This window comes from Pseudomonas sp. SMV71 (assembly GCF_052042015.1).
Lineage (GTDB): Bacteria > Pseudomonadota > Gammaproteobacteria > Pseudomonadales > Pseudomonadaceae > Aquipseudomonas.
The window spans coordinates 71,364-90,694 of the sequence record NZ_JBKGGU010000023.1 but is presented as its reverse complement, the minus strand read 5'-3'; the positions used below and the strand labels follow the sequence as shown (position 1 = coordinate 90,694).

General features: G+C 63.0%; 18 protein-coding genes. 5 read left to right on the top strand and 13 right to left on the bottom strand.

What is annotated here, in order from left to right; translation table 11 throughout:
• Positions 1 to 177 precede the first annotated feature (177 nt).
• From ilvD to ACLEJQ_RS21610, 4 genes are all read right to left on the bottom strand, one after another.
• Positions 178 to 2,019 (bottom strand): dihydroxy-acid dehydratase, encoded by a 1,842-nt coding sequence (gene ilvD / locus ACLEJQ_RS21625; protein ID WP_440798263.1) that lies wholly within the window; start codon positions 2,017 to 2,019, stop codon positions 178 to 180.
• Positions 2,020 to 2,278: 259 nt separating this feature from the next.
• Entirely contained in the window at positions 2,279 to 3,484 is a 1,206-nt protein-coding gene (locus tag ACLEJQ_RS21620; RefSeq protein WP_440798261.1) for an MFS transporter, read from the bottom strand.
• 349 nt (positions 3,485 to 3,833) lie between these two features.
• The gene (locus ACLEJQ_RS21615; protein WP_440798259.1) at positions 3,834 to 5,030 is read right to left on the bottom strand and encodes a class I SAM-dependent rRNA methyltransferase; all 1,197 of its coding nucleotides are present in this window, start codon (positions 5,028 to 5,030) and stop codon (positions 3,834 to 3,836) included.
• Between the two features lie 140 nt (positions 5,031 to 5,170).
• Complete coding sequence (locus ACLEJQ_RS21610; protein WP_440798257.1) at positions 5,171 to 5,710, bottom strand: type 1 glutamine amidotransferase domain-containing protein; 540 nt, start codon at positions 5,708 to 5,710, stop codon at positions 5,171 to 5,173.
• Between the two features lie 231 nt (positions 5,711 to 5,941).
• Here ACLEJQ_RS21610 and ACLEJQ_RS21605 point away from each other — a divergent pair, with 231 nt between their 5' ends.
• Genes ACLEJQ_RS21605 through ACLEJQ_RS21595 form a run of 3 tightly spaced genes read left to right on the top strand, consistent with a single transcriptional unit; the run spans position 5,942 to position 7,974 of the window.
• Complete coding sequence (locus tag ACLEJQ_RS21605) at positions 5,942 to 6,757, top strand: HDOD domain-containing protein (RefSeq protein ID WP_440798269.1); 816 nt, start codon at positions 5,942 to 5,944, stop codon at positions 6,755 to 6,757.
• Positions 6,758 to 6,786: 29 nt separating this feature from the next.
• Entirely contained in the window at positions 6,787 to 7,599 is an 813-nt protein-coding gene (gene mutM, locus ACLEJQ_RS21600; protein ID WP_440798255.1) for a bifunctional DNA-formamidopyrimidine glycosylase/DNA-(apurinic or apyrimidinic site) lyase, read from the top strand.
• Positions 7,600 to 7,653: 54 nt separating this feature from the next.
• Positions 7,654 to 7,974 (top strand): multidrug transporter, encoded by a 321-nt coding sequence (locus ACLEJQ_RS21595; RefSeq protein WP_440798253.1) that lies wholly within the window; start codon positions 7,654 to 7,656, stop codon positions 7,972 to 7,974.
• 160 nt (positions 7,975 to 8,134) lie between these two features.
• Here the strand turns inward: ACLEJQ_RS21595 and ACLEJQ_RS21590 are convergent, their stop codons facing one another.
• From ACLEJQ_RS21590 to ACLEJQ_RS21570, 5 genes are all read right to left on the bottom strand, one after another.
• On the bottom strand, positions 8,135 to 8,386 hold the full coding sequence (locus ACLEJQ_RS21590) for a YfhL family 4Fe-4S dicluster ferredoxin (protein WP_440798251.1): 252 nt from the start codon (positions 8,384 to 8,386) through the stop codon (positions 8,135 to 8,137).
• Between the two features lie 129 nt (positions 8,387 to 8,515).
• Entirely contained in the window at positions 8,516 to 8,995 is a 480-nt protein-coding gene (gene coaD, locus ACLEJQ_RS21585) for a pantetheine-phosphate adenylyltransferase (RefSeq protein ID WP_040071510.1), read from the bottom strand.
• A 115-nt stretch (positions 8,996 to 9,110) separates the two neighbouring features.
• On the bottom strand, positions 9,111 to 10,706 hold the full coding sequence (locus tag ACLEJQ_RS21580) for a GMC family oxidoreductase N-terminal domain-containing protein (RefSeq protein ID WP_440798249.1): 1,596 nt from the start codon (positions 10,704 to 10,706) through the stop codon (positions 9,111 to 9,113).
• A gap of 143 nt (positions 10,707 to 10,849) precedes the next feature.
• Positions 10,850 to 11,395 carry a twin-arginine translocation pathway signal protein gene (locus ACLEJQ_RS21575; RefSeq protein WP_440798247.1) on the bottom strand — a complete coding sequence of 182 codons (546 nt, stop codon included), beginning with the start codon at positions 11,393 to 11,395 and terminating at the stop codon, positions 10,850 to 10,852.
• 40 nt (positions 11,396 to 11,435) lie between these two features.
• A complete protein-coding gene (locus ACLEJQ_RS21570) occupies positions 11,436 to 12,866 on the bottom strand; it encodes a coniferyl aldehyde dehydrogenase (RefSeq protein ID WP_440798245.1) in 1,431 nt (476 codons plus the stop codon).
• 137 nt (positions 12,867 to 13,003) lie between these two features.
• On the opposite strand from ACLEJQ_RS21570, the gene ACLEJQ_RS21565 reads away from it, so the two are divergent.
• Positions 13,004 to 13,675 carry a TetR/AcrR family transcriptional regulator gene (locus ACLEJQ_RS21565; RefSeq protein ID WP_440798267.1) on the top strand — a complete coding sequence of 224 codons (672 nt, stop codon included), beginning with the start codon at positions 13,004 to 13,006 and terminating at the stop codon, positions 13,673 to 13,675.
• Between the two features lie 35 nt (positions 13,676 to 13,710).
• Positions 13,711 to 14,565, top strand: coding sequence for a sulfurtransferase (locus ACLEJQ_RS21560; RefSeq protein WP_440798244.1), 855 nt, complete (start codon positions 13,711 to 13,713; stop codon positions 14,563 to 14,565).
• Between the two features lie 134 nt (positions 14,566 to 14,699).
• On the opposite strand, the gene ACLEJQ_RS21555 is transcribed toward ACLEJQ_RS21560, so the two are convergent.
• The 4 genes from ACLEJQ_RS21555 to ACLEJQ_RS21540 are packed head-to-tail and all read right to left on the bottom strand — an operon-like array spanning position 14,700 to position 19,179.
• A complete protein-coding gene (locus ACLEJQ_RS21555) occupies positions 14,700 to 15,701 on the bottom strand; it encodes a hydrolase (protein ID WP_440798242.1) in 1,002 nt (333 codons plus the stop codon).
• Positions 15,702 to 15,729: 28 nt separating this feature from the next.
• Positions 15,730 to 16,341 carry a 16S rRNA (guanine(966)-N(2))-methyltransferase RsmD gene (gene rsmD, locus ACLEJQ_RS21550; protein WP_440798240.1) on the bottom strand — a complete coding sequence of 204 codons (612 nt, stop codon included), beginning with the start codon at positions 16,339 to 16,341 and terminating at the stop codon, positions 15,730 to 15,732.
• Positions 16,341 to 17,831: a M16 family metallopeptidase gene (locus tag ACLEJQ_RS21545; RefSeq protein WP_440798238.1), complete on the bottom strand. Its 1,491-nt coding sequence runs from the start codon at positions 17,829 to 17,831 to the stop codon at positions 16,341 to 16,343. Before ACLEJQ_RS21545 ends, rsmD begins: the two co-directional genes overlap by 1 nt.
• Positions 17,824 to 19,179 (bottom strand): M16 family metallopeptidase, encoded by a 1,356-nt coding sequence (locus ACLEJQ_RS21540; protein WP_440798236.1) that lies wholly within the window; start codon positions 19,177 to 19,179, stop codon positions 17,824 to 17,826. The genes ACLEJQ_RS21545 and ACLEJQ_RS21540 overlap by 8 nt, the downstream gene beginning before the upstream one ends.
• Between the last annotated feature and the right edge of the window lie 152 nt (positions 19,180 to 19,331).

Sequence of the window (19,331 nt, the reverse complement as noted above, 5' to 3'; positions counted from 1 at the left end):
AACACCGAAAACCTGGCACACACCCGTGGCGAGGGAGCTTGCTCCCGCTGGCCTGCGCAGCCGGCCCAAGACCTTTGTGACTGCTGCGCAGCCGAGCGGGAGCAAGCTCCCTCGCCACGGAACAGACAAAAAAATGCCCCGCACTTGGCGGGGCATTTTTATCGTGGCGATGAACGCTTACAGCCCGTCCAGCAGCGCCTTGTTGCGCACCGCGCCCTTGTCGGCGCTGGTAGCGAGCAGGGCATAGGCCTTGAGCGCGGTAGTCACTTTACGGGGACGTACTTCCGCCGGCTTCCAGCCTTTGCTGTCCTGCACGACCCGACGTGCGGCCAGTTCTTCATCGCTGACCAACAGGTTGATCGAACGGTTCGGAATGTCGATCAGCACCTTGTCGCCGTCCTGCACCAGGCCGATGGCGCCACCGGCAGCCGCTTCGGGGGAAGCGTGGCCGATGGACAGCCCTGAGGTACCGCCGGAGAAACGACCGTCGGTGAGCAGGGCGCAGGCTTTGCCCAGGCCTTTGGATTTCAGGTACGAGGTGGGGTAGAGCATTTCCTGCATGCCCGGACCGCCTTTCGGGCCTTCGTAGCGAATGATCACGATATCGCCGGCCTTCACTTCGTCGGCGAGGATCCCACGCACTGCGCTGTCCTGGCTTTCGAAGATCTTGGCGTTGCCTTCGAATACATGGATCGACTCGTCGACACCTGCGGTTTTCACCACGCAGCCGTCCAGGGCGATGTTGCCGTACAGCACGGCGAGGCCACCTTCCTTGGAATAGGCATGTTCGACGCTGCGGATACAACCGTTTTCACGGTCGTCGTCCAGGGTTTCCCAACGGGTCGACTGGCTGAACGCGGTTTGCGTCGGAATACCCGCCGGGCCTGCCTTGAAGAAATGGTGCACGGCTTCGTCGGTGGTCTGGGTGATGTCCCACTTGGCAATGGCCTCGGCCATGCTTTTGCTGTGCACGGTCGGCAGGTCGGTGTGCAGCAGGCCACCACGGGCCAACGAACCGAGGATGCTGAAGATCCCGCCGGCGCGGTGCACGTCTTCCATGTGGTACTTCTGGATGTTCGGCGCGACCTTGCACAGTTGCGGCACGTTGCGGGACAGGCGGTCGATGTCGCGCAGGTCGAAATCGACCTCGGCTTCCTGGGCGGCGGCCAGCAAATGCAGGATGGTGTTGGTGGAACCGCCCATGGCGATGTCCAGGGTCATGGCGTTTTCGAACGCCTTGAAGTTGGCGATGTTGCGCGGCAACACCGACGCGTCGTTCTCACCGTAGTAGCGCTTGCACAGCTCGACGATGGTCCGGCCGGCCTGCAGGAACAGCTGCTCGCGGTCGCTGTGGGTGGCCAGGGTCGAGCCGTTGCCCGGCAGGGCCAGGCCAAGGGCCTCGGTCAGGCAGTTCATCGAGTTGGCGGTGAACATGCCGGAGCATGAACCGCAGGTCGGGCAGGCGCTGCGCTCGTACTCGGCGACCTTCTCGTCGGAGGCGCTGGAGTCGGCGGCGATCACCATGGCGTCCACCAGGTCGAGGCCGTGGCTGGCGAGCTTGGTCTTGCCAGCTTCCATCGGGCCGCCGGAGACGAAGATCACCGGAATGTTCAGGCGCAGGGCGGCCATGAGCATGCCGGGGGTGATCTTGTCGCAGTTGGAAATGCACACGATGGCGTCAGCGCAGTGGGCGTTGACCATGTATTCGACGGAGTCGGCGATGATCTCGCGGCTCGGCAGCGAATAGAGCATGCCGTCGTGGCCCATGGCGATGCCGTCGTCCACCGCGATGGTGTTGAACTCCTTGGCTACGCCGCCTGCGCGTTCGATTTCCCGGGCAACCAGCTGGCCCAGGTCCTTGAGGTGGACATGGCCCGGTACGAACTGGGTGAAGGAGTTGGCAATGGCGATGATCGGCTTCTTGAAGTCGTCATCCTTCATCCCCGTGGCGCGCCACAGTGCACGGGCGCCGGCCATGTTGCGACCGTGGGTGGATGTTTTCGAGCGGTAATCGGGCATGGAACACTCCGGGCGGCAAATCAGGTACTAGTCAGGGGAAGTGAGCTTCTGTCGACGTCTGGAACACTCTGGATGGGCGGTGTACCGGGAAGTGGCCGTTGACGGTGCAGGATCACTGCGCGCCTGGGCATGAGCTCATAAACCCGCCGGGGATGAATGGCGATGAATCCCGCGATTCTACACCGCTGACGCCAGGATGAAATGCTGCAAAGCGCTGATCGGATGCCGATGGCGCTTACGGGATGACGACTGGCAGGGTTCAGCCGGTCGACAGCGCGCCGTAGCGATGCCGGACCAGAGCATTGAGCATCAGCCCCAGGAAACCGAGCAGTATCAGGCAGAGGGCCAGCGTCATCTGCCTGTCCAGTGAAGTAAGACTGATCGCGGCACTGGTCAGCCCGCCAGCGATGAAGATCAGCACACTGCCGGCCGAAGCAGAGGTTCCGGCTCGTTCGGGGAATCTGTTCATGGCCTGGGTGTGGGCTGCTGCGCGGGCAATGGTGGTTCCGGCGGTGCACACGATCATGGGCAGCAACAGGGTGGTGACTGACAAACCCAGATAGGTGCATAGCCAGAACATCAGCGCACCCGCCGTCAGAATCAGGCTCAGGCCCGTGAAAATTTGTATTTGTGGGTCGATTCGGCTGCTGAGCAACGTCGCGGCCGCTCCACCGCCGATGTAAGCCATGCCATAGCCCAGCAGCGCCAGTGAAAAAGCCTCGGACGACAGGTGCAACTGGTCGATCAGAATCAGCGGCGAAATCACGATGAACGAGAAATGGCAGGAGAACGCCAGCGCGGACGTCAGCCAGTACGCCATGAAGGTGAAATCGCTGCATACCGTTCGGTAGGCCGCGATGAAGTCCGGGCGCCTGCGCTGGCTATCCGCTGGAGAAGGCTTGAGCAGAAAACAGGCGCTCATGAACGCACCGACAGCCAGGGCCATGAACACCAGGAAGCTGCCGCGCCAACCTATCCAGCTTTGCAACCCGGTGCCGGCCAGCGGCGAAACGGAAATGAAGACCCCGCCGCAGGTCACCAGGAAAATTCGCAGTCGCTGTTGTTCCCGGCATGTGAACAGATCCTGGATCAGCGCCTGGGACAGCACGAAGCAACCGCACCCCAGGGCCTGGACGACACGGAACAACAGAAAACCCTCAAAACTCTCGGCCAGTACGCAACCGGTTGCTCCAATGGCAGAAGCGCCAATCCCGACCAACAACAGGCTCTTGCGGCCCATGGCGTCGGAGAGCGGGCCGACCAGCAACTGCGAAAGGGCAATCCCCACCGCGAACAGGCTGACGGACAGGGCGATTTCGGACGATGGACGTCCGAAATGTTCGGACAGCGCAGGAAACGACGGCAGCACCACGTCGATTGGAAACACCCCGAGCAAAGTCAGCATCAGGAGCAGGCCGACCGTTGCGGGTTTTCGGGTGTTTGAGAACGCTCTGGTGTCAGCCATCGGTACCTGCCCTGGAGGAAATTCGGCGCTTGTACAGTCCCGATAAATGGGGCTGTCAGTGTTGAAACTTGAGCACTTACTGGCAAGGGGCGATTGAGTAGGAAGGCTCCGGTAATCACGTGGGAGAGGTCTTACAAGCCATCGACAATGACTTCATGGCTGCAAGACGGCCTGACAGCCGACCCGTTTCTTCAGGGATGCCCCTGTCCGATTGTGGGCGCGAGCCTGCACGCGAACGTCACGCCGCGGTACCGTTCGGCAGGCAAAAAAAATCGCAGCCCGGCTGCGATCAAGGTGTCATCGGTCATTACGCAACACCGGAGCCGCAGCTCCGGTTCCGCGCGGTCACTCAGCTATTAGGCAACAACCGGCAAGTAATGCTCTTGATGTAGCGCGTTTCAGCAATGGCCGGGTGCACCGGGTGGTCCGGGCCCTGGCCGCCGCGCTCGAGCAGTTGGATGTTGCGGTCCAGGTGGCGGGCGCTGGTCAGCAGGATGTTCTGCAGGTCGTCTTCGGGCAGGTGCATGGAGCACGAAGCGCTGACCAGAATGCCGTCCTTGCTGAGCAGGCGCATGGCTTGTTCGTTGAGTCGGCGATAGGCGCCTTCGCCATTCTTCAGGTCTTTCTTGCGCTTGATGAACGCCGGTGGGTCGGCGACGATCACGTCGAAGCGTTCTTCGCTGGCCTTGAGCTCCTTCAGGGCTTCGAACACGTCGCCTTCGACGCAGGTCAGTTTCTCGGCGAAGCCGTTCAGCGCCGCGTTACGCTCGACGCCGTCCAGGGCAAAGCCCGATGCGTCGACGCAGAACACTTCGCTGGCGCCGAAGGCGGCGGCTTGCACGCCCCAGCCACCGATGTAGCTGAACAGGTCCAGCACGCGTTTGCCCTTGGCATAAGGCGCCAGGCGCGCACGGTTCATGCGGTGGTCGTAGAACCAGCCGGTCTTCTGGCCTTCCATGACCGGTGCTTCGAACTTCACGCCGTTCTCTTCCAGGGCGACCCACTCTGGCACAACGCCGAACACGGTCTCGACGTAGCGCTCCAGGCCTTCGGCGTCGCGTGCGGCGGAGTCGTTCTTGAACAGGATGCCGCTGGGCTTGAGCACCTGGGTCAGGGCGGCGATCACGTCGTCCTTGTGGGCTTCCATGGTGGCGGAAGCGAGTTGCACCACCAGGATATCGCCGAAACGATCGACCACCAGGCCCGGCAACAGGTCGGAATCACCGTAGACCAACCGATAGAACGGCTTGTCGAACAACCGCTCGCGCAACGACAGCGCCACGTTCAAGCGATGCACCAGCAGGGATTTGTCCAGTGGCAACTTCACGTCGCGGGACAGCAGGCGTGCGCAGATCAGGTTGTTGGGGCTCATCGCGACGATGCCCAACGGCTTGCCGCCGGCGGCTTCGAGGATCGCCTGGTCGCCGGCCTTGAAGCCGTGCAACGGGGTCGCGGCTACGTCGATCTCGTTACTGTAGACCCACAGGTGACCGGCGCGCAGGCGACGGTCGGCATTGGCTTTGAGGCGCAGGCTGGGCAGGGACATGACGTCGCTCCGGAAAAAAGAGCGGGAGTATAGCGTGTTGAAGCGGGTCCGGGGCTTGCGCTGGACATGTGGCGAGGGAGCTTGCTCCCGCTGGGTGGCGCAGCCGCCCTATTTCGATCAAGCCCCCTTGCTACGATGAGTCAGGCAGACAACGCCCCGATCAACTCTCGATTGAACGCCGGGATGTCATCGGGCTGGCGACTGCTGATCAATGTACCGTCCTTGACCACTTCCTGGTCTACCCAATTGGCGCCCGCGTTGACCAAGTCGTCCTTGAGCGTCTTGTAACTGGTCATGGTCTTGCCCTTGACCAGCCCGGACGACACCAGCAGCCAGCCACCGTGGCAGATCACCGCGATGGGCTTGCTGGCCGCCTCGAAACCTTTGACCAGGCGCTGTGCGTCGGGGTCTATGCGGATGGTGTCGGAGTTCTGCACACCGCCGGGCAGCACCACGGCGTCGTACTGCTCGACATGGGCGGCCTTGAAGGTCAGGTCGATCTTGAAATCGTCGGCGGGTTTGTCATGGTTCCAGCCTTTGACCTGGCCTTCCTTGGCGGAAAGGATGTCCACCTGGGCTCCGGCCTGTTCCAATGCCTGTTTCGGGCCGGTCAGTTCGGCCTGTTCGAAACCGTCGGTCACCAGGATGGCGACACGCTTGTTGTTCAGCGAACCGGGCATGAAATTTCTCCTCAAGCTGATTGGATTGGCGGCCGACCTAAGCCTTACGCAGGTTTGATATCGGCCCTACTGAGTCCGAAGCCTGTGGCCGAACGAAAGTTCCGCCCATCTACCGGGCGGTGTATCGGATGCGTCATTCAGGGTTAGAATCGCCGCCTGTGCCCAGAGTATGTACTCATGTCCCAAGAGCTTTCCGCCGAACAGATCCAACAGTCCCTGCAAGGCATCAGCGTGCCGCCCCAGCCGCAGATCATGGTGGATCTGCAGATGGAGCAGTACATGCCGGATCCGGACCTGGAGACAATCGCCAAGCTGATCTCCCAGGATCCGGGCCTTTCGGGCGCGTTGCTCAAGATTGTCAACTCGCCGTATTACGGCCTGCGCAACAAGATCACCTCGATCCAGCGCGCGGTGAACCTGTTGGGGAGTCGTTCGATCATCAACCTGATCAACGCGCAATCGATCAAAGGCGAGCTGCACGACGATACCATCGTCACCCTCAACCGTTTCTGGGACACCGCCCAGGACGTGGCGATGACCTGCCTGACCCTGGCCAAGCGCGTCGGCCTGGAGAATGGCGACGAAGCCTATGCGCTGGGGCTGTTCCACGATTGCGGCGTGCCGTTGATGCTCAAGCAGTTCCCCGACTACATGAGCGTGCTGGAGGAGGCCTATGCCAGCGCCAGCGCGCAATGTCGGGTGGTGGACACCGAGAACCGGGTGTTCAATACCAATCATGCAGTGGTCGGTTACTACACGTCCAAGTCCTGGCGCCTGCCGGACCATGTCAGCCAGGCTATCGCCAATCACCACAACGCCCTCGCGGTCTTCAGCGACGAGTCTTCGCGTAACAACTGCCAGCTGAAGAACCTGCTGGCGATCCTCAAGATGTCGGAGAACATCTGTGCCTCCCACCGGGTACTGGGCAATCAGGCCGAAGACCACGAGTGGGAGTGTGTCGGACCGCTGGTGCTCGACTACATCGGATTGTCGGAATACGACTTCCAGACCCAGAAACAGGAAATCCGCGATCTCGCCACTCGCTGAGTACGAGCTTCGCCTGACTCGAGAGCCCCATGCCAGAACTGCCGGAAGTCGAAACCACTCGCCGCGGAATCGCGCCACACCTTGAAGGGCAGCGGGTCAGCCGCGTGCTGGTGCGTGATCGTCGGCTGCGCTGGCCGATTCCGGAAGACCTCGATGTGCGCCTCTCGGGCCAGCGCATCGTGCAGGTGGAGCGCCGGGCCAAGTACCTGTTGATCAACGCCGAGGTCGGCACGTTGATCAGTCACTTGGGCATGTCCGGCAACCTGCGGCTGGTGGAGGTCGGCATGCCGGCCGCCCGGCACGAGCATGTGGACATCGAACTGGAGTCCGGCCTGGCGCTGCGCTACACCGACCCGCGACGTTTCGGCGCGATGCTCTGGAGCCTCGATCCGCTCAATCACGAACTGTTGGTTCGCCTCGGGCCGGAGCCGCTGACCGATCTGTTCGACGGCGAGCGCTTGTTCCAGTTGTCCCGCGGCCGCTCCATGGCGGTCAAGCCGTTCATCATGGACAACGCGGTAGTGGTGGGTGTCGGCAACATCTACGCGACCGAAGCGCTGTTTGCCGCCGGCATCGACCCGCGCCGGGCGGCCGGGGGAATTTCCCGGGCGCGTTACCTCAAGCTGGCCATCGAGATCAAACGCATCCTCGCCCATGCCATCGAGCGCGGCGGCACCACCCTGCGCGATTTCATCGGCGGTGACGGCCAGCCTGGGTATTTCCAGCAGGAACTGTTCGTCTATGGCCGCGGTGGCCAGTTGTGCAAGGTCTGTGGCACGGGGCTGCGGGAAATCCGCCTGGGCCAGCGTGCGAGCGTCTGGTGTCCACGCTGCCAGAGCTGATTTGTCCTACGGTCTATAGTCAGTAGTCGTACTGCTTAACCGAAGGATCGCCCGATGAATGTGTTCCGACCTGTCGTTCTCACGCTGCTGCTGAGTGTCGCCGTGCCTGCCCTGGCCAACGGCGGCAGCGGCGACCCGCGCTACACCATCCAGAACCCGCCAGCCTATGCCATGCTCGGTGACCTGCTGATCGCCCGTCCACTGCTGCTCGCTGCCACCGTGATCGGCACCGGGGCGTTCGTGGTGTCGTTGCCTTTTACCGCGTTGGGCGGTGGGGTGGGGGATGCGGGGAAAGCCTTGGTCGTGGACCCGGCCAGGGCTACGTTCGTGCGGTGTCTGGGGTGTATTGGAGAGGGGTTTGAGCGGCGGGAGTGAGGGCAGTTGGTTTTGGGATATGGCTTATGGCCTCATCGCGAGCAGGCTCGCTCCCACAGGGGGTCTGCTGTGTTCACGCTATTTGTGCCACGTGCAGATCCCTTGTGGGAGCGAGCCTGCTCGCGATAGGGCCAGTACAGGCGCTACAGGACCTTCTGGCTCAACCCTTGCCCGTAATCCTGCGATATTTCTCCATCAACTGTTCTTCAGTCTCCGGATGGGCTTCGTCCAGCGGGATGCAATCCACCGGGCATACCTGCTGACACTGGGGTTCGTCGTAGTGGCCGACGCACTGGGTGCACAGGTTCGGGTCGATGACATAGATCTCTTCGCCCTGGGAAATGGCTTCGTTCGGGCACTCGGGTTCGCAGACGTCGCAATTGATGCAGTCGTCGGTGATGATCAGGGACATGCAGGCTCCTGCCGGGGCGTTAGCCCGGGCATCTTAAAAACGTATGCGCGCAATTGTGCCGCATTGGCGAGCGCAGTGCACGCGGGCGCGATGGACTGCCGTGCGGCGAGACGCAGCGCAGTCAGCGGGTCATTTCTTGAAGCGCAGGGTCAGCGCATCAGCCACGGCCGGGTGGACGAACTTGGTGATGTCACCACCCAGCGCCGCGATTTCCCGCACCAGGGTCGAAGAGATGAACGAGTAGCGCTCCGACGGCGTCAGGAACAGGCTTTCGACGTCCGGGGCCAACTGGCGGTTCATGTTGGCCAGCTGGAATTCGTACTCGAAGTCCGAGACCGCACGCAGGCCGCGCAGGAACACGTTGGCATTCTGCTCCTTGGCAAAATGCGCCAGCAGCGTCGAGAAACCGACCACTTCTACGTTCGGCAGGTGCTTGGTGACCTCGCGGGCCAGCTCCACGCGTTGCTCCAGCGGGAACAGCGGGTTTTTCTTCGGGCTGGCGGCGACGGCAATGATTACGTGGTCGAACAGGCGCGCGGCGCGTTCGACCAGATCGCCATGGCCCTTGGTAATCGGGTCGAAGGTACCTGGGTACAACACTCGGTTCATCGCGTCGTCCTGGCGGGAATCCGTTGGGGAGTCGGATGGTATCGCAGCCTGTCCGGTCGGCCAAGTCGGCTTTGGGACAAGAACGCACTATAGGCGCTGCGAATACTGCCGGCTGTCATGGGTTTCTCAGGCGTTCGGCTAGGGAAGTCGCCAGTTTCGCCGTCAAACCGTATACCGACAACTGCGGATTGGCACCAATGCTCGTGGGGAACAGCGAGCCGTCATGGATCGACAGATTGCCCAGTTGATGGTGGCGACCGAGGCTATCGGCGACCGCGGTCTGGCGATTCTCGCCCATGGCGCAACCGCCCATTACGTGGGCGCTGGCCAGGCGCGTGCGGTGCAAGGCCAGGTCCAGGCTGTCTATCAGCGTGCGGGCCTCGGCCAGGGTCTTCACGTAGCGGGCATCGCTGTGCACCGGCATGACCGCCTTCGCGCCGCCAGCGAACTGGATCTCGGCCATGCTGTGAAAGGCCCGGCGCAGGCCGTCCCGGATATAGGGCGAAACCGGATAGTCGAGCACGGGCGTACCGTCGCTGCGCAATTCGACGGTACCGCCGGGGCTGTCCGGATGAAAACCGTCGCGCAACAGTGCCAGCATGGCGTGGGTGTGGGGCAACTGGCCCATGTGCGCGGCGCTTTCGCTGCCGAACCCGCCCAGCAAGGTGGCGGCAAGGGCCGGATGCAGCGGCGGGACTTCGAGCTTGTAGGACATCCGGCCGGTGGGGCCGTCCTGCCACTGGAAATGGTCCGAATAGATCGATTGCGGGGCGCCGTAGAACGGGTTGATGACCTCGTCGAACTGCCCGGCCGAGGTGTTCACCAGGTGCAGAAAGGTGCGCTTGCCCAGGCGGCGGTGCGGGTCCGGCGCATCGGAGCGCAACAACAGGGCCGGGCTGTTGATGCCGCCGCCGGCCAGCACATAGTGCCGCGCCTTGACCGTGATGCGCCGCCCGTTCGGTGCCACGCAACGTTCGTCCATAGCCAGGCATTCCAGGCCGACCACGACGTCATTCTTGAGGATCAGGCGCTCGGCCCGCGCCAGATAAAGCAGCGCGCCGCCTTTATCCAGCGTGGCAGGAATGGTCGTGACCAGCATCGATTGCTTGGCGTTGGACGGGCAGCCGAGACCGCAATAACCCAGGTTCCAGCAACCGCGCACATTGCGCGGGATGACGTGCCAGCTGTAGCCCAGCTGTTCGCAGCCTTTGCGGATCACGTCGTTGTTGGCATTGGGTGGAATCAACCACGGCGCCACGCCCAGGCGTTGCTCCATTTGTTCGAACCAGGGCGCCATTTCGGCGGGGCTGTGCCCCTTGACCTGATGCTCGGCGGCCCAATGGTCGAGGGTCTGGTCCGGGGTGCGAAAGCTGGAGGTCCAGTTGATCAGCGTCGTGCCGCCCACCGCCCGGCCCTGAAGAATGGTGATGGCGCCGTCCTTGCTCATGCGTCCCAGGCCTTCCTGGTACAGGCTGGTGTAGGCCTGGTCCTCCAGCAGCTTGAAGTCGTGGCTGGTTTTGAGCGGGCCTTCCTCGATCAGCAACACCTTGTAGCCGGCCGCGCTGAGGATTTCCGCCGTGGTGCCACCGCCGGCACCGCTGCCGATGATTGCCACGTCGGCTTCCAGGTGCAGGTCCTGGGTCAGCCGGGCGCCGTTGTAGGTGGTCCAACCGCGGGCCAGGCCTTCGCGGAAGGGATCGGGTACGGGCATGTGGGGATTCTCTTGTTGTTATGGATTGGAATGCTTTCCCTGTGGGAGCGAGCTTGCTCGCGATGGCGTCGGGTCAGCAGTAATCAAGTGAGCTGACACACCGCTATCGCGAGCAAGCTCGCTCCCACAAAAGCACTTGGATTTCAAACCTTCGGCGGCCCCGGATACCCGCAATGCGCCCAGGCCTCGGCCCGGCTGTACCACGCCATCATCACCATCTGCAGCAGCGAGCCGTGGCCTTGTTGCAGCAGGTCCAGCGAACTGTTTTCCCAACGGTGGAGAAACTGGCGTATGTCTTCGGCGCTGGCGTTTTCCCACGAGCCCCAGACCCCGGTCAGAGGTCCACGGGTGATGCCGAGCGAGAGCACGTCGAACAGCTGGTGCGTGAGCTTGAGCATGGACGGGGACAGGTGCGCCAGGCCGTTGTCCAGGCTTTGTAAGGTGAGGTCCGTCGCGGCGTAGATATTCTCGACCGCCACCGCGCCATCCAGCATCACCGGGATGACGGCCCGTAGAAATGGCAGGTCGCTGTCACGCAAAACCGCCAGGCCATTGGCCGGATGGCTCGGCGAGCAGCCGCTCAGGCTGGCCCCCAACCCGACGGTTGCCAGGAAGGCGCTGGCGCCGAAGCTGAATTTCAGCAGGCCGCGCCGTGACAGGGCGGGTGTGTCGATCAGGCTTGGGTTCATTCTTGTTATTACCCGATTTATTGCCGGCAGGAACAACGCGTCAACGGACAAACAGCTTCTGGATCAACTTCTGCAAAGGCTTGCCGTACGGTGGGTATATCAGGCGGGCAGCGTTGAAGCGCTGCTTGGCCAGCACCGCCTTGGCCTTGCTGAAAGTCAGGAACCCCTCGTGCCCGTGGTAGTGCCCCATGCCCGACGGGCCGATACCGCCGAATGGCAAGTCGTCCTGGGCGACGTGCAACAGCGTGTCGTTCAGGCAGACGCCGCCGGAATGAGTCTCGTGGAGTACGCGATTCTGTTCGGCCTTGTCGTAGCCGAAGTAATAAAGTGCCAGGGGACGCGGTCGCCGATTGATGTAGGCAAATGCCTGGTCCAGATGCTCGTAGGGCACGATGGGCAGCAGCGGACCGAAGATTTCGTCCTGCATGACGGTCATTTCATCGTTGACATTGAGCAACAGGCTATGGGGCATGCGTCGCCCCTGGCCTTGCTCGAACAGCTCGATCAGCAGCGCGCCCTTGCTGGTGGCGTCGCCGATGTAACCGTTGAGCCGCGCCAGTTGTCTTTCGTTGATGATTGCGGTGTAGTCCGGGTTGTTCGCCAGGGTCGGATAGAACCCACGAACCGCCTCGCGATAGGCCTCGACGAATTCACCGACCCGGTTCTGCGGCACCAGCACATAGTCCGGGGCGACGCAGGTCTGCCCGGCGTTCAGGGTCTTGCCGAAGGCAATACGCTCGGCGGCGTCCTTGAGCGGGACATCTCCGGACACGATGGCCGGCGATTTTCCACCCAGTTCCAGGGTGACCGGGGTCAGGTTTTCGGCGGCGGCCCGCATGACATGCTTGCCGATGCTGGTGGCGCCGGTGAACAACAGGTGATCGAAGGGCAGCTTGGAAAATGCCATGCCGACCTCGGCTTCACCGAGTACCACGCAGACCAGGTCCTGGGGAAAGACTCGCGCCAGCAATTGCTTGAGCAGTTGCCCGGTGGCCGGGGTCGATTCGCTGAGTTTGAGCATCACCCGGTTACCTGCCGCCAGCGCGCCGACCAACGGCCCGATGGCCAGGAACAACGGATAGTTCCAGGGCACGATCACCCCGACCACCCCCAGCGGTTGATACACCACCTTGGCCGATGCCGGCTGGAAGGCCATGCCCACTTTACGCCGGGAGGGTTTCATCCAGCCCTTGAGGTGCCGGCTGGCGTAATGAATGCCATGCAGGCTGGGCATCAGCTCGGCCAGCAATGTTTCGTCGGCGCTGCGGTGGCTGAAATCCTGACTGATGGCGTCGATCAGGGCCTGGCGTTCATCGCTCAGTATTTCGCGCAAGGCCTTGAGCCACTGCCGGCGTTGTTCGACCGGCGGCAGTGGATGGGCGGCGTAGGCCTGGCGCTGCGCGTCAAAGAGCGCCCGCAATTCGTCCAGTTGCTGTTGGGATTGGTGCAGGAAAGCAACGTCGGCTGGCATGGCGGGCACCGGATATTATTAGAATGGGGTGTTTTTAGAGCTTGTACTCTAGAAAGTCAACGGCATCCTTGGGTTTTTCCTGTGACCGATAGGTCGTAAGATGCCGCTCAATGCCTTCGTCGATTAAAGCCCAAACCATGGCCCCACGAATAAAAACCAGCGAGCGCATCGTGCAGAACAGCCTGGAGCTGTTCAATCAGCAAGGCGAGCGCAGTGTCAGCACCAACCATATTGCCGCGCACATGGACATGTCGCCGGGTAACCTCTACTACCACTTCCCCAACAAGCAGGCGATCATCGCCGTGCTGTTCAGTGAGTACGAGAACCTGGTGGACAGCTTCCTGCGCCCACCTGTAGGGCGGGCGGCCACGGTGGAAGACAAGCGCTTCTATTTGCAGGAGCTGTTGTCGGCCATGTGGAGCTACCGTTTCCTGCATCGGGACCTGGAGCATCTGCTCGATAGCGACCCGGACCTGGCAGCCCGCTATCGGCGTTTCTCCCAGCGCTGCCTGATCCACGGGACCGCTATCTATGAGGGCTTCGTCGCCGCCGGCATCCTGAAGATGGATCGGGTCCAGATCGAGTCCCTGACCCTCAATGCCTGGATCATCCTCACTTCGTGGGTGCGGTTTCTGTGCACCACCCGGGAAAATTCCAGTCATCTGAGCGAGCAGGCGATCAAGCGCGGGGTGTATCAGGTCCTGGTGCTGGAGGCCGGCTTCGTCACCGACCAGGCCCGCGAAGCGGTGGATGCACTGTTCAAAGAGTTTTACGTCCCATTGGCCCAGACCCTGGAGGAAGGGCAGTAGGATCGATCCCTCGATTGGCGTCACAGGAGTTCACCATGCCCATTGCCCAACTCATCAGTCCTCAAGCCCTCGAACAGCGTCGGGCGCAGCCCGGGCTGGTTATTCTCGATTGCCGCTTTGCCCTGGAGGATCCGGATTACGGCCAGCGCAGCTATGCCGAAGGCCATATTGCCGGCGCGTCGTTCGCCGACCTCGAGCGGGACCTGAGCGGGCCGGTGACCAAAGGCGTGACCGGGCGTCATCCGCTGCCGGAGCCCGAAGCTCTGGTCGAGCGCCTCCAGGCCTGGGGTGTCGATAACGACAGCGACATCATGCTCTACGATGATGGCCCTGGTGCTTACGCGGCGCGGGCCTGGTGGCTGCTGGCCTGGCTGGGCAAGCGCGAGGGCGTGTTTATCCTCGACGGTGGCCTCAAGGCCTGGCATACCGCCGGCTTGCCATTGAGCCTCGATCCGCCGCAAGACCGTCGCGGCCGCTTCAGCGGTTCGCCGGATGCAACCTTGCTGCTCAGTGCCCAAGCGTTACAACAACGCCTGGGCCAGCCCGACATGACGCTGCTGGATGCCAGGGCGTTGCCGCGTTTCAAGGGTGAGGTCGAGCCGATCGATCCGGTGGCCGGACATATCCCCGGCGCGCAATGCGCAGCGTTCACCGACAACCTGGGCAGCGACGGCCGCTTCCTGCCAGCCGATCAGCTCAAGCAGCGCTTCGCCGAAAAGCTCGGCGGGCGGTCGCCGACCGAACTGGTGGCCTACTGTGGCTCGGGCGTGACGGCGTGTCATAACCTGTTCGCCTTGTGCCTGGCGGGATATCCGCTGGGCCGGTTGTACGCCGGTTCGTGGAGCGAGTGGATCAATGACCCGCAGCGGGGTGTGGCGAAGGGCGAATAGCGTTCAGTTCCGGGGCCGATGGATTTTGTGGCGAGGGAGCTTGCTCCCGTTGGGCTGCGAAGCGGCCCCACAAGAGCTTGGGAGCGCTGCGCACTCCAGCGGGAGCAAGCTCCCTCGCCATGGTAACGATGCGTTTATGCACCACGGCACAGGCTTGCCAGCCACTGTGGAATTCGTCGCTCCAGGTAATAGCCGGGGTTGCGCAAGGTTCCATCGACAAACCCCACATGCCCACCCCGTGGATGCAGCTCAAGTTGCGTCGAGGCCGATAGCTCGGCGGGCTCGGGCAGGCTGTGGGGAAACACGAACGGATCGTCGGCGGCCTGGATGACCAGGGTCGGGGTGGCGATCCTGCCCATGAAATAGCGGCTGGAGGCCTGGCGGTAATAATCTGCCGCATCCGAAAAACCATGCAACGGCGCGGTCACCCGGCCATCGAAATCCCAGAACGTGCGCATGTTTTCCAACGGACCCAGTGCCATCAAGGTCGCCAGCCCTTCATGGCGGCCGTCGTGCTGGAACTGGCGTTGCTTATTGCGCACGTAGGCCACCAGTTGCCGCATGAAATGCGCCTGGTAGAACCGCGAGAAGCCTTGTCCGATGCGATCGGCGCACTGGTCGAGGCGAAACGGCACCGAGACCGCCACGGCGCCCTGTAACCGGCTGTCGCTGCCGGTTTCCCCCAGATGCTTGAGCAACACGTTGCCACCCAGCGAATAGCCCACGGCGAACAACGGCGCCAAGGGGCGCAGGGCGCGGATATGGGTGATGGCGGCGGCCAGGTCCTCGCTGACGCCCGAGTGATAGCTGCGCGGCAACAGGTTCGGCTCCCCCGAACAGCCGCGCCAGTTCAGCGCGACACTCGCCCAGTCCTGGCGCCCGAGCGCTTGTTGCAGGCCGGCCACGTACGGCGAGTTGGAAGAGCCGGTCAGCCCATGGAGCACCAGCACCACGGGCGCCTTGGCGCTGTGGGGGCCATGCCAGTCGAGGTCGAGGAAGTCTCCGTCTTCCAGCCACAGGCGTTCGCGTTGTCGCTCGATGTGGGTGGTCTTGCGCCAAAGCGGGCCCCACAAGGTCTGCAAGTGCGGATTGCCCAGGCCCGGGGGCGGGACGAAACGTTCAGATGCGGCGGACATTCTTATTCTCGATGCACCGGCCAGTCGTTCAGCCAACGACGTCTGCCATGCGCTGCCACAACGCGTAATACACCCGTCCGGATTTCTGCTCGCGATGCAGGCGCCAATTGCCCGGCAAGCCAAGGGTGGACGGGGCGGTCTCGCTTTCAGTGTAGACCCAGGCATCCGCGGCCAGCCACTGCCGTTCCTCCAGCAGGGCGCATACGGTCGGCAACAGGTTCTGGTTGAACGGCGGGTCCAGGAACACCAGGTCGAAAGGGGTTGCCGGCTGGCTGTCCAGGTAGCGCAGCGCGTCAGCCGTGTGCACCTGGCCGACGGTGCAGCGCAAGGTACCGAGGTGTTCTTTCAGGCTGGAAACCGCCAGGCTGCTGGCGTCCAGCGCTTGGCCCATGGCCGCGCCACGGGATAGCGCTTCGAGGAACAGCGCGCCGCTGCCGGCGAACGGGTCGAGCACCCGTGCGCCTTCCACATAGGGTGCGAGCCAGTTGAACAGCGTTTCACGCACCCGATCCGGGGTCGGACGCAAGCCTGGGGCTTCGGGAAAGCTCAGGCGCCGGCTGCGCCATTCGCCACCGATGATGCGTAACTGGTTCACACCGTTGTGGACGGGTTTCTTGCTGGAATTCGATGGACGGGCCATTAGTGCTCCGGGACCCCGAGCGGTTGCTCGGCGGGTTTGTCAGTGGGGGCCGGCAGCGGCTTCTGTGGCACGGTCGGACCGGCGGTCACGATGACCATTTTATCGGTGCTCAGGTGTTTGTTCAGCGCAGCCTTGACTTGCTCGACCGTCAGCGCCTGGGATTGACGCATGAAATCTTCCAGGTAGCTCAGTGGCAGATCATAGAAACCCATGGCGCCAAGCTGGCCGACGATGTCAGCGTTGCTGGCGGTGGACAGCGGGAAGCTGCCCGCCAGTTCGCGCTTGGCGTCGTCCAGTTCCTTCTGGGTCGGGCCATTGGCGAGGTAATCGGCGAATACATCCTGCACCAGCTTCAGCGTGCCTTCGCTCATCTCGGCGCGGGTCTGCAGGTTGATCATGAACGGGCCACGGGCCTGCATCGGTGTAAAGCCGGAATACACGCCGTAGGTCAGGCCACGTTTTTCCCGCACCTCGGTCATCAGCCGGGTGCCGAAACCGCCACCGCCTAGGATCTGGTTGCCCAGGGAGACGGCGGCAAAGTCCGGGTCGTCCCGGTCGATGCCCAGCTGCGCGAGCATCAGGTTGGTCTGCTTGGATGGAAACTCGATGTGGTTGACGCTCGCCTTCGGTTCCACCGGAGGCGGGGTCTTCGCCAGGGCCGGGCCTTTGGGCAGTGCCGCGGACACCTGGCCGGCGACCGCTTCGGCCTCGGCACGGGACAAGTCTCCCACCAGTGCAATCACGGCGTTGCCAGCGGCGTAGGCCTTGGCGTGAAAAGCCCGGGCCTGGGCCAGGGTGATCGGCGGGATGCTTTGCGCGGTGCCGTCGCTGGAATGCGCGTAGGGGTGATCGCCATACAGGCGCTTCATCAGTTCCAGGCCCGCCAGTTTGCCAGGGTTCTGTTTCTGGTACTCGAAGCCGGCGAGCATCTGGTTCTTGATGCGGGCGAAGGAGTCGGCGGGGAAGGTCGGTTTGCCGACGACTTCAGCGAACAGCTTCAGCGCCGGCTCGCGCTTGTCCACCGCGCTGAGGCTGCGCAGGGACGCCACAGCCATGTCGCGGTAGGCGCCGTTGCCGAAGTCCGCGCCCAAGCTTTCGAAGCCTTCGGCAATCGCGCCGACGTCTTTGCCGGCCACGCCTTCGTTGAGCATGGCGTTGGTCAACAGCGCCAGGCCAGGGGCGTCGCCGTCCTGGCTGCTGCCGGCGGCGAAAGTCAGGCGCAGGTCGAACATCGGCAGCTCCCGGGCTTCGACGAACAGCACCTTGGCGCCTTCAGCGGTGGTCCAGGTCTGGACGTCGAGCTGACGATGGCCGGGGGCCTTGCCGTCCAGTTCCGCCAGCGATTGCAGCTTATTGCCGGACTTGGCGTTGTCCAGCGCCTGGCTCGCGGTGACACGGCTGGCGGGCGACAGATAGAAAGCCAGGGCGCAGGCCAGGGCGACGAACACCAGGCCGACCAGCAGCAGGCGCGATGATTTGCGCTCACTCATGAGCTTTCTCCTCGGGCAAAACGTGTGCAACGCTCAGACGCGAACGGGTGAAATACAGCTGGGCTGCCTTCTGGATATCTTGCGGGGTCACGCTTTGCAGATCGGCCAGTTCGGTGTCCATCAGCTTCCAGGACAGGCCGACGGTTTCCAGCTGACCGATAGCAGTGGCCTGGCTGGTGATCGAGTCACGCTCGTACACCAGGCCGGCGATGACCTGGGCGCGCACGCGTTCCAGCTCTTCGGCGGTCGGGGCGGTGTTCTTCAGTTGATCGAGCAAGCGCCACAGCCCGGCTTCGGCCTCGGCCATGGTTTTGTTTTTCTGGGTATTGGGCGCCGCCGACAAGGTGAACAGCGAATCGCCACGGGTATAGGCGTCGTAATTCGACGAGCCGCCGGACACCAGCTCTTCGCCGCGCTCCAGCTGGGTCGGGATGCGCCCGCTGTAGCCGCCGTCCAGCAAGGCGGAGATCAGCCGCAGGGCGTTGACCGAACGTTTGTCGGTGGCCGTGGCGATGCTCGGGACGTTGAAGGCCAGCATCAGGCTCGGCAGTTGGGTCTGTACATGCAGGGTGATCTGGCGCTGGCCGGGCTCGGCCAGCTCCAGCGGGATCTTCGCCGTCGGCACGTCGCGCCGGGGCACCGGGCCAAAATAGCGCTGGGCCAGGGCCTTGACCTCGTCAGGGGTGACGTCTCCGACCACCACCAGGGTCGCATTGTTCGGGGCGTACCAGGATTCGTACCAATGGCGCAGCTCGCCGACGGTCATCCGGTCCAGGTCGGCCATCCAGCCGATGGTAGGGGTGTGATAACCGCTCGCCGGGTAGGCCATGGCCTTGAAACGCTCGAAGGCCTTGGACATCGGCTTGTCGTCGGTGCGCATGCGGCGCTCTTCCTTGATCACCTCGATCTCGCGGCTGAACTCTTCCGGCGGCAGGCGCAGGCTGGCCATGCGGTCGGCTTCCAGTTCGAATGCCACGCCCAGACGGTCCCGGGCCAGCACCTGGTAATAGGCGGTGAAGTCGTCGCTGGTGAAAGCGTTCTCTTCGGCACCGAGGTCGCGCAGGATCAGCGAGGCTTCGCCTGGCCCGACCTTCTCGCTGCCCTTGAACATCATGTGTTCCAGGGCATGGGACAAACCGGTCTGGCCCGGTGTCTCGTAACTGGAGCCCACCTTGTACCAGACCTGGGACACCACCACCGGCGCCCGATGGTCCTCGCGCACCACGACCTTCAGGCCGTTGTCGAGGGTGAATTCATGGGTGGGTTGTGGGTCGGCAGCCAGGGCTGAGAAAGGCAGGCAGACTGTGCTGAGCAGCAGGCCTGCGGCGCGGCGGGCAAGAGCATTCATTCGTGTTTAAACCTGTTGGGTTGTCCGCCAGGTCTTAGCGTCGGCGGGCGAGAGGGTGCTAGGATAACGGTCCGTTTTACTGGCGGCCACGCTTATCAGGCCTTTTGTCGGTCGAAGACTTTGCACAAGCGTGGAGTTTGTTCGCTGATCAC